The organism is Frankia sp. AgPm24, from assembly GCF_023243055.1.
Lineage (GTDB): Bacteria > Actinomycetota > Actinomycetes > Frankiales > Frankiaceae > Frankia > Frankia umida.
On the sequence record NZ_JALKFW010000212.1, the window covers coordinates 97,188 to 115,662 of the forward strand.

The window sequence follows — 18,475 nt, forward strand, 5'->3', positions numbered from 1 at the left end:
TGCAGCTCGGTGGCGTTGCCCTGTCTCGGCACGCTGCCGACGGTGGCCAGATGCCGGCTACCGCGGCGGTTGCCACGACGCCGGCTGAGCAGGACGAGCCCCATCACAATGATCAGTAGCAGCACCGCGATGCCCGCGCCGGCGACATAGTGCCAGGCCGAATAGCCGCCGATCAGATAGCGATGTGACTCGCCGGGCTTCTTCGGGAAGGTGATCGTCGCGTTGACGGTGTGCTCGACCAGGCCGCTGCGCAGCGTCACCGACGCGTGCCAGGGTCCCAGGGGCAGCTCGCTGTCCAACGGGATGCTCACGGGGACGATCTCACCCGGGCCGATCGTGGTGCCAAGGTTCGCCGGGAACGGACCGGCCTGGAGGCCGCCGGGTCCCCGTTCCAACCGCAGGTCCCCGGACATGTCCAGGGCCCGTCCACCGGTGTTGTGCACCTCGGTGCTCAGCGCGGCCCGGCCGTCCGGCGTCCTACTCGCGGTCAGGGCCGAGATGGCGAACCCCGCCGCCGGCGGACCTCCCGGGCCGACGTCCAGGTAGACGCGGATACCGACGCGGTTGACCATGCGCACGCCGCTGCCCTGGGTGGGCGCGCTGACCGCCTCGGCCCACAGAACGGCGTAGTGCTCGCCCGGGGAGGCGTCCTTCGGGACGTCGATGGTGACCTCGGCGCTGCTGCGATCATGCGGGCCAAGATCGATGGTGGCCGGGTTGACCGAGATCCAGGTGCTCAGTTCGTTGGCCGCGTGCCCCTCGCCGAAATGGAACTCGCCGTCGCCGATCGAGGCGGCCGCCGGATACAGCGACAGGTGCAACGGCTGGGTGCCGTCGTTGTAGACCTCCACCTGGCGTCTCAGGACCGACTCCAGGTTGAGATGATCGATGATGTACTCGCGGGCCCGCGGGTCATCGCGCAGCGAGTCGGTCACCTCTGTCAGCCGGATACCGAAGCGTCCCGCCTCCGACTGGGAACCCGCCGGTCCGCCCTTGGCTGGGCCGTTCTGGGTCGAACCGTTCTGGGGTGATGCGCCTTGCGCGGGTGCCGCTGCCGCCTGGTCGGCACGCCCACCCGCCGCGAGGGCGGGGGACGTGCCGACCAGGGTGCCGGGCAGGAGCAGTGCAGCCACGGTGACGAGGATTCCCAGCGTGCTGAGACTCAGGCCGGATCGCACGGCCACGCGGGGTCCTACACGCATGTTCTCGCCACCGTCACTCGTCTGGATCCTTGTCTACGAGTCGAGTCGAACCGGTCAGGCGACCGAGTGGCTCAGCGTAACGGTGTAAGTACCGGCAATCGCGGAAGCGGCCGGGATGTTCACGCCCAGCGTCGGGTTCCAGGTGGCGAAGTTGACGCCGGTACCGGCGGTGCCCGCGACGGTCTCCTGTGGCGTCTCGGACAGCGACTGGAGTCGCACACCGGCCGCGGTCACGTTGGTGGCGCCGATCACACCTGGGTCATAGGAGACGGACTCGGGCGGCAGGCTCACACCTTCGGCGGTGCCGCTGCCCGTGACGGCGGTCGCGCTGACGCTCGCCGTCCAGCTGGCACCCGAGTTACCGCGACTGTCGGTCACGACGACGTCGCCGAGGTTGCCGGAGACGTAGCCGGAGCTGACCGGGAAGCTGCTCAGGTCAGCGGTCGCCGGCGCCGTGATGTCGAGCGCACCGCCGGTCAGGCTGAAGGTGGTGGACGTGGTGGAGGTGGTGGCGGCGTCAGCGGGAAGCGCTGCGGTGAAAGCTGCCGCGGTCGACACGACCGCGCCGATGAAAAGGGTGGTGGACCTGCGCACTTGAAGAACCCCCAAGAGTGACTACACGAACGCACCCCAGCAGCGGAATCGGACTCGCCGAGGCGACGTGCGGGTACCGCCGGATGCGCGGCGCGACGCTATCACTCTCAGTATCAATACAAGTACTAAGCGAATTCCTGCGTGTCGGAGTCACCCCACAGGCCGCCGCCTGCCGCTCCCCAACCCAGCCGCGGCCCCGACCCGACTTGGCCCCGGCCCGACCTGACCCCCGCCGCACCCCTGACCCAGACCTTGACCCGCTCGTGGTCCGGCCCTGACCCCGGCCAGGCCCGAGCCCGACCCCGGATCCGCCCACAGCCCAGCCCCAGCCGTGGCCGTGGCCGTGGCCTAGCTTCGACCCGACCCACCTTCGGCCCGACCCTGATACCGCCCCACCGTCCGGGCGGGCTGGCCGCCTGACCAGCCGACCGGGTCGACCGCCCTATCCGCCCGCTCGGTCCCGGACTCGGTCACCGTGGACGGCACCTTCCTTGCTCTGCGACCGCTACCACTGGTAGCAATCCGTCACCACCCAGTTTCCCGGGGTCAGGAGCGGCCATGCGATTGTGTTTCACCCATCGGCAGCGTGCTGTCGGTGGGCTACCGGTACTCACGGCGTTGGCGCTCGTCGCCGGCGCGCTGACCTGCGGCCCAGCCCACGCCGCCTACTCCATCACGGTACCGACCACGGCGAGCCTTGGCTCTCTGCGGGTCGGCGGTGGCACCCTGGCCGGCTCGCTCGGCACGGTGACAGTCTCCAGCGACTCGGCGGGTGGCTCCTGGGCGGTCACCGTCATCTCGACGACCTGCACCACCGGATCCGGGCGACCCTACGAGCGCATCTCCTCAGGGCTGCTGCAGTACCGTTCCGGTGCGGCGACCGCCACCACGGGTCCGGTGAGCGTCGTCACCCCCGGCCAGCCGGCGGGCGCGAACGCCGTCACACTCGCCGGCGGTCGCCGGGCGTTCTCCGCCACCGCCGCCCGCGGCGCCGCGAGTTCGGTGAGCTGGAGCCCGACCCTGGCCGTCACGGTGCCGACCAACGTCGTCGTCGGAACCTATTCCTGCACGATCATGCATTCCGTGGCGTAAGACGGCCCACCGACGGCCCCGTGATGAGCGGGCCGTCGGTGGGCCGGGCGGCGGCGGTCCCGTGTCAGGCGGGTACCGGCGCCACCCCCTGCGTCAGGGTCTTCAGCCGCGCGATGTTCTCGTTCACCGTCTCGTCCGTACGCGGCACATAGTGCGCGTCGAACGCGATCTTCCGTCCGTTCTGCAGGAAGTACGAAAGGAAGGCGGCGGTCGCCGGCTTACGCAACGACTCGGGCAGGGCGTAGACGTAGAGCGGCTTGCACAGAGGTAGGTAAAGTCCGGTGCCGACGGCGACGGCGGTGGGTGCGACACAGCCCTCACCGTTGTCGATTTCCACTCCGCGCAGCCGGTTGCCGAACGTCTCGAAGGTCGGATAGTCGAGGAATCCGATGGCCAGCCGTTCACCGGCCACGTCGTTGGCCACCCGGCCAAGGTCGGACTGCTGCGCGTAGGACCGGGACCTGTCGCTCGCGTCGCTGATCGTCGCGTTGAACACCTGGGCCTGCACCGAGTTGCGCGACGGCCCGACAAAGGTGATCGGCTCGTCCGGGTAGGACGGATTGACCTGGTTCCACCGGGTCACCGTGGAGCTCGCGCCCCAGACCTGTCGCACCTGCTTCAGGGTCAGGCAACGCAGCCAGGTGTTCTGCGGATTCACCACGATCGGCAGCGTGTGGTGAGCGACCTCGAACCCCACCAGGCGCTTCGCGCAGGACGGATCGTCAAGCGATCCCGGGTTCGGTTCGAAGGACGCGTCCGCCAGCTCCACTTCGCCGCTACACAGGGCGTTGAGGCCATCCTCGGTGCTACTCGACTCCACACTGACGGTCACGTTGCGCTGGGTCTGACGAAACTCGTTGTAGGCGGTCTCCGAGATCGGCCCGACTTCGGACGACCCGGCGATCCGGACCAGGTTCGCGGCCGCCGGCGGCTCTGGCGACGGGCTGACCGTCCTCGGAATCGGATCGGTGGTGGGGAACGGACCCGCGGACGCCACCGCCGTCGGCTCGGACCCGGAGTCACGGTTGGTGAGCAGCACTCCCGCGGTCGTTCCCACGACGACGAACAGGACCGCGGCCACCGCGGCGGCGACCATCGTCCGGCGCGAACCGAAGATCCCGCCGCCGCTGCCAGCCGCGCCACTGCCGGTGCCGGCGCCGCCGCCTGCCCCTGCCCCTGCCCCTGCCCCTGCCCCTGCCCCTGCCCCTGCCCCTGCCCAAGGCTGCTCCGCGGCGCCAGCTACGGACCCAGGATGCGCAACACCATGACCAGCGGCACTCCCCGCACCGGCCAGGTTCGCCAGCTGCGGCTCCGACGGCCCGCCAGTCCCGGGACCACCGGCCCACCGCATGGTTGCCGCATCGATGCCAGGCACGATCGCGGTAGCCCCGGCATCACCACCCTGCGCCGCGGTACCCGCGGCCGCGGCCTCCGCCGGTGCGGTCGGCGCGGACCCAGCAGCGGATCCAGCCGCCGCCATCGTCACCGCGTCCGTGGGTGCTCCCCCGCTGGCCGCGGCCATTGCGGCGCTGGCCGCAGCCACGCCAGCCGCTGTCCCCGGCGCGTCGCCTCGTCCACCCGTGCGGCCAAGCGGGGTGGTGCCACCGCCGGACATGAACGGCGGCAGTGAGCTCAGGCTCGCCGCGTCCGGTGGACGAATCACCGCCGTCACGTCATAGGGATCCTGCACCGGCTCGCCGCCGAACACGCCGCCGCCGGCCCGCGCCGCCCGATCGGAGAAGTCGGCGGCCAGCAGCGCCGCGCCCATCGCCAGATCCGCGTCGGAGCGGTGCTCGATCCGGTGCAGCGCGGGAAAAGCCTCACGTAGCCGTCGCGACACCAACGGCAGGTAGGCGACACCGCCGGAGAGCAGAATCCGGGACAGATCGGCCGGCTCGGCCGGGACCGACCGCAGCGCCCGGCGCAACGCGCCCACCGTGTCGTCGATCGTCGGAGTGGTGAGCGCCTCGAGTTCCGCGCGGGTGAGCGTGACCGCCGTGCTCACCCCGGGCAACGCCACGGTGAGGTCGACCTCGGCCTCCTCCGCCAGCACCTCCTTGGCCTGCGCGGCGTCGCGACGCAGTTGGGCCAGGGCCAGCCTGGTCGCCGGATCCGACCGGTCGACCCGCTGGGGGTCGATACCGGCGTGGGTCAACGCCTGGTCGACCAGCAGCCCGTCCAGGTCGATGCCGATGCCGTGACGCATGCCCGCCGCCGTGCCGACGACCTGGAAGCCGAACGGCGAGAAGGACAGCACCGCGGTGTCGAGGAAGCCGGCACCCAGGTCGTACCAGCCGACCAGGTCGACGGTCTGGGTGACCGACGAGCGGGCCAGGAGCGTGCCCATCGCGTCGGCGGCCGCCACGGCGGTCACCGGCATCTCCAGGCCGGAGAGCTGGGTGACCGCCTCGGTGAACGCCTCGCGCCGCGAGGCGGGCCAGAACGCCGGATGGGTGACGACCACCTGGTCGGGTGGACCGCCAAGCTGCTGCGCGGCGGTGGTGACAAGGTGGGCGACCAGCCGGCCGAGCAATGACTCCCTGCTGTAGGCCGCGCCGCCGAGCACGACCTGGCCCTCGTCACCGAGGCGACGCAGCAGGTCGGTGGCCGCGCGGTCCGGATCGGTCCGCGCCCGGCGCGCCGCCGCCCGGGCGAACAGCAGGCCTCCGCCCGGCGCGGCGTACACCACGGACGGCAACCGCCGCTGCCCGCCGAGTTCGAGTACCCGCGGCCAGCCGCCGTCAGCGATACCAACGATCGTGTGCACGGATCCGACGTCTATGCCGAGCTGATATCCCACCGCGACTCCTGAGCCACGTGTTCGCGGGGCCCGCCCCCTCCCAGGAAACACGCGCCCGACCAGCGACGATCTCCCTGACCGCTGGTCCGCTCATCGTAGACACCGTGGAAGACAAACCGGCATGTCCGGTGTCGGACACAAAATGTCGCGATCATTCTGAACCGCCCCGCCGCGCCCCTCGAGCTCACCGGACCCGCGCACCCGCCGGCCCCGTCGGATGTACCGGTCCACCGAAGCAGACGTCGTTTTTCCGCGCGGATCCAGCCGTGCCTGCGACGATGCTGGAGGACATGTACGACGACGCCGAGCGCTGTGTGCGGGCCGTGCGGTCCCGGGACTCCCGCTTCGACGGCTGGTTCTTCACCGCCGTGCGCAGCACCCGGATCTACTGTCGTCCGAGCTGCCCCGCCATCGTCCCCCGCATCGAGAACCTGCGCTTCTACCCAAGCGCCGCGGCCGCCCAGCAGGCCGGGTACCGAGCCTGCAAACGCTGCCGACCGGACGCGAGTCCCGGTTCGCCCCTGTGGGATGTCCGCGCCGATCTCGTGGCCAGAGCCATGCGTCTGATCGCCGACGGGGTGGTCGACCGCGACGGCGTGCCCGGCCTCGCCGCCCAGCTCGGGTACAGCACCCGCCAGGTGCAACGACAGCTGCTCGCCGAGCTCGGCGCCGGCCCGTTGGCGCTCGCTCGGGCGCAACGCGCGCAGACCGCGCGCCTGCTGATCGAAACCAGCGACCTGCCGATGGGTGATGTCGCCTTCGCCGCCGGTTTCGCCAGCATCCGGGCGTTCAACGACGCCGTCCGGGAGATCTTCGCGCTCTCCCCCACCGAGCTGCGTCACCGCGCCGTCCGCGCACCCATCCCGCTCGTGACGGTTCCCGGGTCGGCGGAGTCCAGCCAGCCGGCAGGCCCGGCGCACAGCCCGGGGCTCGCCGTACCCATGCGGCCGGTAGGAACGCTGTCCCTACGCCTGCCGTTTCGCGCACCGCTGTGCCCGGACAACCTGTTCGGGCATCTGGCGGCCACCGCGATCCCCGGGGTGGAGCAGTGGCGCGACGGTGCCTTTCACCGCACCCTGCGCCTGCCGCACGGCCCCGCGGCGGTGGCGCTGCGGCCGCGGCCCGACCATGTCGCCTGCCAGCTCACCCTCACCGACCTGCGGGATCTGTCGACGGCGATCAGCCGCTGCCGCCGACTGCTCGACCTGGACGCCGACCCGGTCGCCGTCGATGCCCACCTCGCCGAGGACCCCACACTCGCCCGGCTGGTGCACGCCGCCCCCGGCCGACGGGTACCGCGCACCCCCGACCCGGACGAGTTCGCCGTGCGCGCGATCCTCGGTCAACAGGTCTCCACCGCCGCGGCCCGTACCCACGCTCGCCGTCTGGTCGAGGCCCTCGGCCCACGCGTCGACGGCCTCGGCGGCGCGTTGACCCATCTGTTCCCCACGATGCGCGACCTCGCCGATGGGCTGCCCGGGCTTGACGAGGCCGCGCTGGCCTTCCCCCGCAGCCGCCGCATCGCGCTCACCACTCTCGTCGAAGCGCTCGCCGAGCGCACCATCGATCTGGGCGCGGGAGCCGACTGGCAACACGCCCGCGTCCAACTCGCCGCTCTGCCCGGCCTCGGCCCGTGGACGGTCGAGTCGATCGCCATGCGCGCCCTCGGCGACCCCGACGCCTTTCTCCCCACCGACCTCGGCGTACGGCGCGCTGCCGCGGACCTTGGCCTGCCCACCAGCGCGGGCGGCCTCGGTGCCCACTCGACCGCCTGGCGCCCCTGGCGCAGCTACGCCGTCCAGTACCTGTGGGCGACCAGCGACCACCCGATCAACCGGATGCCCGACCAGCCTCGCTCGGCAACCGCATGACTCAGCTGCGACCCCCACGGTCAAGGTGGTCCGAGGGCTGACCCGGCGGCGTGAACACCCATCGATCCGCCTGCACGCAGCATCGGCCGACCTCCCGAGGCGGAAGCCGATCAGGTGCCCGCACACATGCGGCAGAGCCCGACGCGCCGAGCGTCTCGGCGCCCGGCCAACGGGCTGGATCGCCACCCATTGGCCGGGCATCTTCACCGAGCCGACGCGAACCTATTCCGCTGTGTAGTTATCAGGGTACGTGTGGTGCTGAGCACCGGTGGGAGTGGTCCACGTGATGTGGCCGGGCGCGCCCTGTTGCATCTGCCAGCCGGCGGGCCGGCGTGACTCGTTCATCGGGCTGGGACGGCGCTTGCGGCGACCCATCATTCGATGATGACGTCGACAGACCGGCGCAAGATTGCCTTCCCGAGTCTTACCACCGTCACCCCAGGAAACGCTGTGATCAATATCCGCGCTGACCGCCGGCTGGTCACATCCGGGCAGCGTGCAGGTGGTGTTCCGCGCCCGAACCTTGCGGGCCAGCGCCGCCGACGGAAAACGCCGATCTGACACATCCACCAGTTCACCGCTGTCTCGGCGGGTGAGAATCTGCCGCCACGTGCACAGCGGCTCCTCGCTCATCTTCCGCACCACTTCCGCCGGGATCGGGCCGAGACCCGGGATCTCTCCCGGATTTTCGGCGAGCCCAAGCAGCGTCTCCACCGGCACGATCACCTGCATCTCGACCGGAACCCGACCCAGATCCGCCCCCATCAACAGACCGTAAGCCACATCTGCCCGGCGCTGATCAAAACTCCGCCCATCACCTGCCCTCATCCCTCGGGCCAGGTGGCTGATCCGCGCCCACACCGCCCACAGCTGTTCCGCTGGAAGCAGCAGGGCCAGGCGGGCCATGCCGTCCGGCTCCGCCCGCATCTCCACCCGCCTGCCCTCCTCGGCCTTTTCCCTTCGCTGCTGCGACCCGTGCGGATCCACCCGCAGAATCCGCCGACGGACCGCCTGCTCGAACGCGGCCAGGCTCGGGCGACCACCCTTCGCCAGGACCGGAGCCGCCACCGCGTCCACCAGCTCGTCGGCCAGTTGAGCGGTCAACCGGTCCAAGGCCACCAGCCGCGCCAGATCGATCGCTCCGTCATACAGCGCCTTCACCGCTCCTGGCAGCCGACGCACCACCCGCACCGCGAAAGCCACCTGCCGACCGCCTTCCGCGGACGACAGGCACGCGCCGAGGGCTACCTCCTCGCCCACGAACTCGCTGTAGCCCCAGCGCTTCGCCTCCGCCCACACCCCGCTGCGCGCCCCACCCTCAGCCGGCACTCCCCGCCCGTCGTCCCCCTCCCCGTCAACACCAGGGCCACCCTCGTCCTCGGGATCGCACCCGTTCACAGGCACTCTCGGCAGCGGACGCAGGCCGGCCAGACGAGCCCGCACCAGCAACCGCTCCGCCTCGGCCCGTGCCACTCGCCGCCCCACCTCCGCATCCCACGCCACGCACGCCTCATCCCCCAACCCCGCCACACGCCGACCCCCCACCTCCACTGACGCCAGCCACTCGACCGCCTCCCGCTCCTGCGACGACGCCTCGTTGGCACCCGCCACCGACACCATCACCAGCACCCCCGTCCCAAAAGAAGACAGCCGAAAAAAGCAGATGAGAAGAAAGCATGGACACGCGCTCGCAGACAGGAGAAGACAGCGAATCTATACATCACTGAAGCTATACGCCACCTCCACTCATGACGATCGAACGTGCATTCGAATCATAGCCGATGGACAAGTGGCTGACAACCCCCATGCACGCGCTCGGGTACAGAGACAACCCACACCCCCAGCGACCAGCGACAACGCAGGATGGAAGCAGCGGAACAGCAGGCCAGCGAGCCCGAGAATCGCGCAGAGCTGCGACCACAACACCGAGCTTCCTGCGGCCGGAAGAACCGATGTCAGCTCTTGCATGGAGAGAGGAAGAGGGTATGATCAGGATGCACAGAAGCCAATCCACGAGCATCCGATCGCCGAAATAAGCAACGCGACCTGGCAGCAGTCTCGAGCTTCACATATTGACGCAAGGCGACCGCATGATCCCGAGACTATTTCCTTTCCAGGAATCACATATCCCGCAGAGAAGACAGGCGCCCGCCGTCAGGCTGTAATGGGAGCCAAGCTCAGATCGTTGCCATCCTGAGCTTGCTTAAGAAACGAGGTCTGACATACCCGATGAAGCCACGCCAGCCCGGGACCACGACGAATAAGCGGATTCCATAGAAATAGCCGGCCGAGTTTTTTCGCGTCGCCGTCCCGGCGGCCTCCAAACAGCACGACAGGACACGTCCAATGCGACTCCATGCCGGACAGGACACCAACGAAACAGGAGCGGGCGTCCGTGCCAACGGCGGGCTCCTGAGCTCGGAAGGCCTGTTACTGCGACGACCTGGTCGGCTCACCCGTCGACTGCGCGAAGGCGGAGAGGATGGCATCGGCGGCCAGAGCCGGGGTGAGGCTGCCCTCGCGGACACGCTGTTCCAGGTCGGGGGTCAGGGCGCGGACCTGCGGATGGGCGTGCAGATCGGCGAGCAGCCGGTCGCGCACCATCGCCCACGTCCAGTCGACCTGTTGGCGGCGGCGACGGGCGGCGAGTTCGCCAGACGCGTCCAGGGTGTCCTGATGCTTGATGATCTGCGCCCAGACCGTGTCGACGCCGACGCGCTGCTCGGCGCTGCAGGTCAGCACCGGTGTGTTCCAGTCCCGCGGGCCGGAGGCACCCTGCAGCATCCGCAGGGCGCCAGCGAGTTCCCGGGCGGCACGGCGGGCATCGAGTTCGTGTGGGCCGTCGGCCTTGTTCACCGCGATGACGTCCGCGAGCTCGAGCACACCCTTCTTGATGCCCTGCAGCTGGTCGCCGGTGCGGGCCAGGGTGAGGAACAGGAAGGTGTCGACCATGTCGGCGACGGTCGTCTCCGACTGGCCGACGCCGACCGTCTCGATGACGACGACGTCGTAGCCGGCTGCCTCCATGATGACCATGGCCTCGCGGGTGGCCTTGGCGACTCCACCGAGTGTGCCCGCGGTCGGCGACGGGCGGATGAACGCCGCCGGATCGACCGCCAGGGCCGACATCCGGGTCTTGTCGCCGAGGATACTGCCGCCGGTGCGGGTCGACGAGGGGTCGACAGCGAGCACCGCCACCTGATGGCCGCTGCCGGTGAGCATGGTGCCGAGCGCGTCGATGAACGTCGACTTGCCGACGCCAGGCACGCCGGTGATGCCCACCCGGCGTGCCTTACCGGCATGCGGCAGCAACGTCACGAGCAGCTGCTGGGCGAGCTCGCGATGGTCGGGCCGGGTCGACTCGACCAGTGTGACCGCGCGCGCGATCCAGGTACGCGACGAGGCGAGCACCCCGTCGGCGTACTGCGCGAGGTCGATCGGTCTCCGGCTCACGACGCCACGGCCGACGTCGACCGCGCGGCCACCGCTGATTCCAGGGCGACCGCCACCACCGTGACCGCCGTCGAACTCACCACCACCGTCCGCTTCACCACCGCTGTCGAACTCACCACCGCTGTGGATGCCACTGGCCGCCGCCGCTCAGGCAGCGGTGTGGCCGAGCTGCGCGGACAGGGTCGCGAGCAGTTCCTGCGCGGCATCGGCGATGACCGTGCCGGGCGGGAAGATCGCGGCGGCGCCGGCGGCTCGCAGTTCATCGAAGTCGCCGGGCGGAATGACGCCGCCGACCACGATGAGGATGTCGGAGCGCTCCAGCGCGGCGAGTTCCTCGCGCAGCGCCGGCACCAGGGTGAGGTGGCCGGCTGCGAGCGAGGAGACGCCGACGATCTGGACGTCCGCCTCGACCGCTTGGCGGGCGACCTCGGCCGGCGTCTGGAACAGCGGGCCGACGTCGACGTCGAAGCCGATGTCGGCGAAGGCGCTGGCGATCACCTTCTGGCCGCGGTCATGGCCGTCCTGTCCCATCTTGGCGACCAGGATGCGCGGACGGCGCCCCTCCTGCCGCTCGAACTCGGCTGCCGTCTCGCGGGCGGCGGCGATGTTGCCGGCGGAGCCGGCCTCGTCCCGGTACACGCCGGAAATGGTACGGATCTGACCGGAATGGCGCCCGTAGACCTTCTCCAACGCGTCGGAGATCTCGCCCACGGTCGCCTTGGCACGGGCCGCGTCCACCGCGAGGGCCAGCAGGTTCTGGTCGAGACCCGATGCCCGGCGCCCGTCACGGGCCGCGTCGGCGGCGGCGGTCAGCGCGTGCAGGGCGGCCTCGGTCACCGCGTTGTCCCGCTCCTCGCGCAGCCGGCGCAGCTTCTCGACCTGCTCGGTGCGGACGGCCGAGTTGTCGACCTTGAGCACCTCGATCGCCTCGTCGGCGTCCACCCGGTACTTGTTGACGCCGATCAGCGGCTGACGGCCGGAGTCGATCCGCGCCTGGGTGCGGGCGGCGGCCTCCTCGATGCGCATCTTCGGGATGCCGGCGTCGATGGCCTGCGCCATGCCGCCGGACGCCTCGACCTCGGCGATGTGGCTCCAGGCCCGGGCGGCCAGGTCGTGGGTGAGGCGCTCGACGTAGTAGCTGCCGCCCCACGGGTCGATCACCCGGGTGGTGCGCGACTCCTGCTGCAGCAGCAGCTGGGTGTTGCGGGCGATGCGGGCGGAGAAGTCGGTCGGCAGCGCCAGCGCCTCGTCCAACGCGTTGGTGTGCAGCGACTGGGTGTGGCCCTGGGTGGCGGCCATCGCCTCCACGCAGGTGCGGACCACGTTGTTGAACACGTCCTGGGCGGTCAGCGACCAGCCCGACGTCTGCGAGTGGGTGCGCAGCGACAGCGACTTGGAGCTCTTCGGCTCGAACTGCTTCACCAGCTTCGCCCACAGCAGGCGGGCGGCGCGCAGCTTCGCGACCTCCATGAAGAAGTTCATGCCGATGGCCCAGAAGAACGACAGCCGCGGCGCGAACGCGTCGATCTCCAGGCCCGCCGCCAGGCCCGCCCGGATGTACTCCACGCCGTCGGCGAGGGTGTAGGCCAGTTCCAGGTCGGCCGTCGCGCCGGCCTCCTGCATGTGGTAGCCGGAGATGGAGATCGAGTTGAACTTCGGCATCTTCTGCGAGGTGAACGAGAAGATGTCCGAGATGATCTGCATCGACGGCTGCGGCGGGTAGATGTAGGTGTTGCGGACCATGAACTCCTTGAGGATGTCGTTCTGGATGGTCCCGGCGAGCTGCTCGGGAGCCACGCCCTGCTCCTCGGCCGCGACGATGTAGAGCGCGAGCACCGGGAGCACGGCGCCGTTCATGGTCATCGACACGCTCATCCGGTCCAGCGGGATGCCGTCGAAGAGCTGGCGCATGTCCAGAATCGAGTCGATCGCGACGCCGGCCATGCCGACGTCGCCGGTGACCCGCGGATGGTCGGAGTCGTAGCCGCGGTGGGTCGGCAGGTCGAAGGCGACCGACAGACCCTTCTGGCCGGCGGCGAGGTTACGCCGGTAGAAGGCGTTGGACGCCGCCGCGGTGGAGAAGCCGGCGTACTGGCGGATCGTCCACGGCTGGGTGACGTACATCGGCGCGTATGGCCCACGCAGGAACGGCGTGACCCCTGGATAGGTGCGCAGGAAGTCCAGGCCCTCGGTGTCGGCCGCGGTGTAGAGCGGCTTGACGGCGATGCCCTCAGGCGTGTCCCAGGTCAGCGCCTCGACATCCTTGCCGGTCGTGGCCTCGACGGCGTCGCGCCACTGCTGCTCGGGGGTGTCGGCCCCGTCCGGCGGGGCACCGAGTTCGATCGTCGAGAAGTCCGGGATGGCGGTGAGGCCCGGCCCGGTCGGGTCGGACTCGTCAGCGCCGGACTGCTTCGCGCCTTCGAGGGACATCAGGCCACTCCCGCCTCAGCCAGTGCCGTCTGGAGCACGGCGACCGCATTACATCCTGTGAACACGTATCCGCCGATACCCGCCTCGGCGTCGGACTGCGCGCGGGCACCCGGCTGGCCGGCCAGCCACACCTGGCGGGCACCGGCCGCCCGCAGCGCGGCGGCGACCGTGGCGGCATGCTCGGCGTACACCTTGTCAGCCGAGCACAGGCAGACCACGGTGGCGCCGGACGCGGTGAACGCCGCGGCGATCTGGACCGGGTCGGTGCCGGTACCGGAGGTCGGGGTGTCGAACCCGCCGGCCTGGAACAGGTTGGCGGCGAAGGAGCCCCGCGCCGTCGACGCGGCGGCGCTGCCCAGTGTCGCCAGCAGGATCACCGGACGGTCGCCCGCCTGGGCCGCGGCGTCCGCGCGGGCCCGCAGGTCCTCGAAGTCGGCGTCATAATGGATCTCCGGCAGTCCGGTTGTCACCGCGTCCGCGGGGGCGGACGGCGCGACAGGTGGCGCCGGGACCCGATCGGGAAGCTTCTCGGCGACGTTCGGGAACTCGCTGACGCCGGTGATCGGATCACGCCGATGGGCGATCGCCTCGGCGCGGGCCGCGCGACTGCTCGCGATCCGTTCGGCGACAAGCCCCTCACGCAGCGCCGCGACGATCCCGCCGGCCCGCTCGATCTCGGTGAACGCGGACCAGGCCGCCTCGGCGAGACTTTCCGTCAGGGACTCGACGAACCAGGAACCGCCGGCCGGGTCGATCACCCGAACCAGGCTCGACTCCTCCTGCAGCAGGATCTGGGTGTTGCGGGCGATCCGCCGGGAGAAGTCGTCGGGCAGACCGAGCCTCGCGTCGAAGGGCAGCACCGTGACCGCGTCGGCACCGGCGACCCCGGCGGCGAAGCAGGCCAGCGTCGTGCGCAGCATGTTCACCCAGGGATCGCGGCGGGTCATCATCGCCGTCGACGTGACGGCGTGCTGGCGCTGGGCCCGCTCGGGTCCGCTCGCCCCGCACACCTGGGCGACCCGCGCCCACAGCCGGCGGGCGGCGCGCAGCTTCGCGATCGAGCTGAACTGGTCGGCGGTGACCGCGTAGCGGAACTCCAGCTGGCCGAGCGCCTCGGTGAGGCTCAGCCCGGCGCTGGTCAGCAGGCGCAGGTAGGCGACGCCGGTGGCCAGCGACGCGGCGAGTTCCTGGGCGTCGCTGGCGCCGGCACGGTGGTAGGGCTGGGCGTCGACGACCAGCGCGCGCAGGCCCGGGTACTGCTGGAGGCAGCGCCGCGCGAGCGCCGCGGCCTCGTCGAGCCCGGCCGGCTCGGAGGTGCCGACCCCGACCCGCGCGGCCAGCCCGATCGGGTCGGCCCCCAGGCTGCCCGACAGCTGGGAACCGGGTACGCCGCGGGCGTCGGCGACCCGCAGGAACTCATCCGCGGCCGCCGATGTCCGCCCGCCCGCGTCGAGTGCGACCGGGGCGAGGTCGAGGTACACCTCGGCGAGCACCGTGCCGAGTGCCTCGATGGGCAGGCCGCCCTCGCCCAGGCGCAGCCAGAGCGAGGTGACGCCGCTCTCCAGGTCCGCCAGCACGTCGGCGCCGGCGGCCTTCGCATCCGGGCCGACGTGCAGGGCACGCACATCCCAGCCGCTGCCACCGGTGCCCTGGGGACGCCCACCGCGCACGAACGGCGCGAGACCGGGCAGGCCGACCCCGCCGGCGGGTGCGTCCTCGCTGGTGTACAGCGGCTGGATGCGTGGACCGTCGTAGGTCTCGGTAGCGAGCAGGTCCTCGACATCAGCCGGGGTGTTCGCCTCGGTCGCCACCCCGGATTTGCGCAGGACCCCGAGAACCAGCTTCTGCCACTCGCCTCGCGTGGACTCGGGAAAGTCCGCGGCCAGCGACAGTCCGCCAGAGGGAACGCTCATGCACCGGATCGTAGGCCGGCGGGTTGCGGGAGGCTCGGAATGTACTTCCTGTCACAAGCTCTTGCACCCGTTTGGCTCGATGGTGGCCCCCCTCACCAGGTGGACGCGCCATCAGGAGGCCCGCAGACCGACCTGCGTGGCCCGGGCCAGGCACTGCGCGACGGTCTCCACGACCCGCTGCGGGTACCAGGCCACCTCGAGATCGCCGAAACGCAGCACCGTCCAGTTCATCGCGGCCAGCAGGTTGGCCCGCTGCCGCTGGCCGTGCACCACACCGGCGGGGCGCCCCACCATGGCGCCCTCGGCCTCGACGGCGACCCGCTGCGCCGGCCAGGCGAGATCAAGCTGGGTGACGACCTGACCGGCAGCATCCGAGACCGGCCACTGTGGCCGCGGCGGGGCCAGGCCCGCGTCCGCGAACAACAGCCGCAACCGCGTCTCCAACGGCGACTGGGCCCGCCGATCAGCCAGCGACCACCAGGGCAGGGCCCGGCGGTACCCGCGGCGCCCCGCCGCCGAGAGGCGAGCCGCCCGCAGGTCCGTCACGACGCCGCTGTGCAGGGCACCATCCATGATCGCGACGGCGACCTCCCGGTTCGGCGCCGTGAGTACGAGATCGGCGAGCGTGCGCGCCGTGGAGGTGAGCGGAATTCCGCTGTGGACGATTCGATCCGCGGGCGGAAGGTCGGTGAAATGCAGGCGGACACCGCGTGGCTGGGCCCGGGTGAGCCGAGCCGGCAGCATCAGATGCACCGGTTGCCGCGCATCATCGACGTTGGCACCAGGACCCGCCTCGAACGGCGACATGCCCAACGCGGGCGAACCGAACTCCGCCGCATCACACGGTGCGGTACCGAAAAACCCCGCGACCGAAACGGAAACACCCGACGGGACGGTACCCGCGCCGGTGAGGCCGGCAGCGGGAAAACCCAGCAACCGGGCGGCCGTGACACTGCAGGCCACCGCCTGCGGACGACCGACCAACGCCGCCCGCACCCGCGCCGACAGCGCCTGGACCGTGGACGGCAGACCCAGCAGCCCGACCTCGGCCGCGGCCAAGCCACCCTCGCCACCAGCCAGGCCAGCCAGGCCAGCCAGGTCGGACCGTGGGCCGGCGGCGGGCCGCGGGTTCGAACCGGGCGGCGTGGCCAGATCGGCCGCCGATGCCACCGGGCCCGACCTCGGCGCCGAGGCCAGAGCTCGCCGCGGCACGGGCACGGCGGACACCGCCAGGACGACGAAGGCACCACGGACCGGGTGGTCCCACTGGCCGGACAGCACCAACCGGCGCAGTTGGCCACGGGTGAGGCCGGCTTCGATCGCCTGCCGAAACGTGATCATTCCGCCCTGGCTGCGAGCCAGTCTCAGGGCTGGCCCAAGGCCAGGATAGGAGAAGGTGACAGGTCGGGTCGGCGAGGTCAAGGCCGAGGACAAGGAGGTCATGACTGCAGAATCCAACAGCGGAAGCCGTCGATCCAGAGACCGAAAAAATCTGTGGATAACCACCCACGACGCCCTGTGGAAGAACCGGCAACCCAACCATCCGACCTGGTGGGGGCATTTCCCGAGCGCACGCGACACGTTGTCGGTAACCAGCCAGGAAACTCGACGAAAAGGTCGCGCCGAGCGCGAGGTCACAACCACCGCGGGCGGGCGGGGCGGCTTTCGATCCCGCTGTCAGGCGGCCCGGCTCGCGAGTCCCAGGGCATAGTCGAGCCACCACTGGCCGGCCCCCGGCCCGCCGTTACAGGCTCCGTCGGACTCCCCGGGCACCTTGATCCACAAATAGGCGTCCACCCGTGGATTGCCGGTGGCCGCGGTCGGCGCCGCCCCCAGGCCACGTCCGGGTGGGTTGCACCAGACATCGCCGGCTGCCGGTCCGCGGCCGTTGCGGGAGGTGTCGATGACGTAGTGGGCACGTCCGCCTAGGGCCGCGACCACGGCGTCACCGTAGGCGATCTCGTCCGCCGTCTCGTCGAAGTTGGACACGTTGAGCGCGAAGCCGCGGGCCCGGTCCACACCGGCCAGCCGCAGCCGGCCGGCCATCTCCGCGGCCGAGTGCCAGTCGGCGTGGCCGGCGTCGAGGTAGACGTTGGCGCCGGTGGCGGTGAGCACGTCGACGGCGTAGTTCAGCATCGCGTAGCGCGCGGCCGCCGCGGCCGCGGGCATGCAGTCGATCTGGGCGAGCGCATCCGGCTCGACGATCACCGCCGCCGCGCCGTGGCCGAGTCCAGCGGCGAAGGCCGTGATCCAGGCCCGGTAGGCCGCCTCGTCGCCCACGCCGCCAGCGGACTGCCCGCCGCCGCAGTCACGTTGCGGGATCGCGTAGGCGACGAACAGCGGCAGGGCGCCCGCGGCCCGCACGACCTGCGCCCGCGCCGCGACCCGGGTCCGTACCGTGTTCGGGTCCGGATCACCGAACCAGTCGGCATGAGCCTGGTCGGCGAGCCGGGCGAGCGTCTGGGCCCCTGTCGGATCGCTGGCCCGCAGGGAGGCGACCGCACGGGCCGCCATGCTGTCCGGGTCGACGTAGAGGCGCGCGGAGGCGAACGGGTCCCCCGCCGCGGCGGGGGCGGCGGGCACGGCGGGGGCGACGGGCACGGCTGAGGGGGCGGTGCCCGACGTCGCGGGGGCGGCGCCGCCCTGGCCGGACGCCGGCTTCCCGGTCGCGGGGCCGCTGGGGGCCGAGGCCGATACCCGGGCCGGGCCGGCCTTCCCGCCGGCACCGGTCCTGCTGCCGGCGGCCCCGGTGGTGGCGGCCGAGGCGGACGCGGTGGGCGCACGATCGGCGAGGTCGGGCTGGGCCGCGACCGTGCTCGTCCCCTCGGTGGAACCGGCCGAGGTGCCGACGGTCTGCTGCAGTCCGAAGCCGACCCCCATCAGCAGGACGGCGCTGACGCACAGGCCCGCCCGGAACTGCCGCTGACCACGGGCGGCGGTCCCCGTGCTGGCACGACGGTGACGGCTGATCGGGGCGTTCGACACTCGACCTCCGGCTACCGCGGACACGGGCGCGCCGCGCGACGACCCTGACTGAGGACCGGGACGGACGACGAACGACAGGCCCATCCCGGACGGGTACCCGGGCCGACGACGACCCGGGAACCGACAAAAGGGTAC

The 18,475-nt window shown here is 71.2% G+C and carries 11 protein-coding genes; 2 read left to right on the forward strand and 9 right to left on the reverse strand.

What is annotated here, in order from left to right:
• Nucleotides 1-1,184: hypothetical protein (locus MXD61_RS23635; RefSeq protein WP_248815617.1), on the reverse strand; the 1,184-nt coding region annotated here is incomplete at its 3' end.
• 72 nt (nt 1,185-1,256) lie between these two features.
• Nucleotides 1,257-1,796: a hypothetical protein gene (locus MXD61_RS23640; protein ID WP_248815618.1), complete on the reverse strand. Its 540-nt coding sequence runs from the start codon at nt 1,794-1,796 to the stop codon at nt 1,257-1,259.
• 558 nt (nt 1,797-2,354) lie between these two features.
• Here MXD61_RS23640 and MXD61_RS23645 point away from each other — a divergent pair.
• On the forward strand, nt 2,355-2,888 hold the full coding sequence (locus tag MXD61_RS23645) for a hypothetical protein (protein WP_248815619.1): 534 nt from the start codon (nt 2,355-2,357) through the stop codon (nt 2,886-2,888).
• A 64-nt stretch (nt 2,889-2,952) separates the two neighbouring features.
• Here MXD61_RS23645 and MXD61_RS23650 read toward each other — a convergent pair whose 3' ends face one another.
• Nucleotides 2,953-5,655 (reverse strand): Hsp70 family protein, encoded by a 2,703-nt coding sequence (locus MXD61_RS23650; protein WP_248815620.1) that lies wholly within the window; start codon nt 5,653-5,655, stop codon nt 2,953-2,955.
• Between the two features lie 323 nt (nt 5,656-5,978).
• Between MXD61_RS23650 and MXD61_RS23655 the strand changes: the two genes are divergently transcribed.
• Nucleotides 5,979-7,559, forward strand: a complete 1,581-nt coding sequence (locus tag MXD61_RS23655; RefSeq protein ID WP_248815640.1) for an AlkA N-terminal domain-containing protein — start codon at nt 5,979-5,981, stop codon at nt 7,557-7,559.
• A gap of 222 nt (nt 7,560-7,781) precedes the next feature.
• Here MXD61_RS23655 and MXD61_RS23660 read toward each other — a convergent pair whose 3' ends face one another.
• The 6 genes from MXD61_RS23660 to MXD61_RS23685 all read right to left on the reverse strand — a co-directional run bounded on the left by MXD61_RS23660 (nt 7,782) and on the right by MXD61_RS23685 (nt 18,340).
• Nucleotides 7,782-9,179, reverse strand: a complete 1,398-nt coding sequence (locus MXD61_RS23660) for an HNH endonuclease signature motif containing protein (protein ID WP_251080486.1) — start codon at nt 9,177-9,179, stop codon at nt 7,782-7,784.
• 810 nt (nt 9,180-9,989) lie between these two features.
• Nucleotides 9,990-11,012, reverse strand: a complete 1,023-nt coding sequence (meaB, locus tag MXD61_RS23665) for a methylmalonyl Co-A mutase-associated GTPase MeaB (RefSeq protein ID WP_248815622.1) — start codon at nt 11,010-11,012, stop codon at nt 9,990-9,992.
• 147 nt (nt 11,013-11,159) lie between these two features.
• Nucleotides 11,160-13,442, reverse strand: a complete 2,283-nt coding sequence (scpA, locus tag MXD61_RS23670; protein WP_163550050.1) for a methylmalonyl-CoA mutase — start codon at nt 13,440-13,442, stop codon at nt 11,160-11,162.
• Complete coding sequence (locus tag MXD61_RS23675) at nt 13,442-15,355, reverse strand: methylmalonyl-CoA mutase family protein (RefSeq protein ID WP_248815623.1); 1,914 nt, start codon at nt 15,353-15,355, stop codon at nt 13,442-13,444. The genes scpA and MXD61_RS23675 overlap by 1 nt, the downstream gene beginning before the upstream one ends.
• 111 nt (nt 15,356-15,466) lie before the next feature.
• A complete protein-coding gene (locus MXD61_RS23680; protein WP_374629461.1) occupies nt 15,467-16,798 on the reverse strand; it encodes a type IV toxin-antitoxin system AbiEi family antitoxin domain-containing protein in 1,332 nt (443 codons plus the stop codon).
• 234 nt (nt 16,799-17,032) lie between these two features.
• Nucleotides 17,033-18,340, reverse strand: coding sequence for a glycoside hydrolase family 6 protein (locus MXD61_RS23685; RefSeq protein WP_248815625.1), 1,308 nt, complete (start codon nt 18,338-18,340; stop codon nt 17,033-17,035).
• Nucleotides 18,341-18,475 lie beyond the last annotated feature (135 nt).

What these genes read in the sequence shown, in the direction of transcription:
- scpA (WP_163550050.1), bottom strand. Translation starts at nt 13,442, where the DNA reads ATGTCCCTCGAAGGCGCGAAGCAGTCCGGCGCTGACGAGTCCGACCCG.
- MXD61_RS23680 (WP_374629461.1), bottom strand. Translation starts at nt 16,798, where the DNA reads ATGACCTCCTTGTCCTCGGCCTTGACCTCGCCGACCCGACCTGTCACC.
- MXD61_RS23660 (WP_251080486.1), bottom strand. Translation starts at nt 9,179, where the DNA reads ATGGTGTCGGTGGCGGGTGCCAACGAGGCGTCGTCGCAGGAGCGGGAG.
- MXD61_RS23675 (WP_248815623.1), bottom strand. Translation starts at nt 15,355, where the DNA reads ATGAGCGTTCCCTCTGGCGGACTGTCGCTGGCCGCGGACTTTCCCGAG.
- MXD61_RS23645 (WP_248815619.1), top strand. Translation starts at nt 2,355, where the DNA reads ATGCGATTGTGTTTCACCCATCGGCAGCGTGCTGTCGGTGGGCTACCG.
- MXD61_RS23655 (WP_248815640.1), top strand. Translation starts at nt 5,979, where the DNA reads ATGTACGACGACGCCGAGCGCTGTGTGCGGGCCGTGCGGTCCCGGGAC.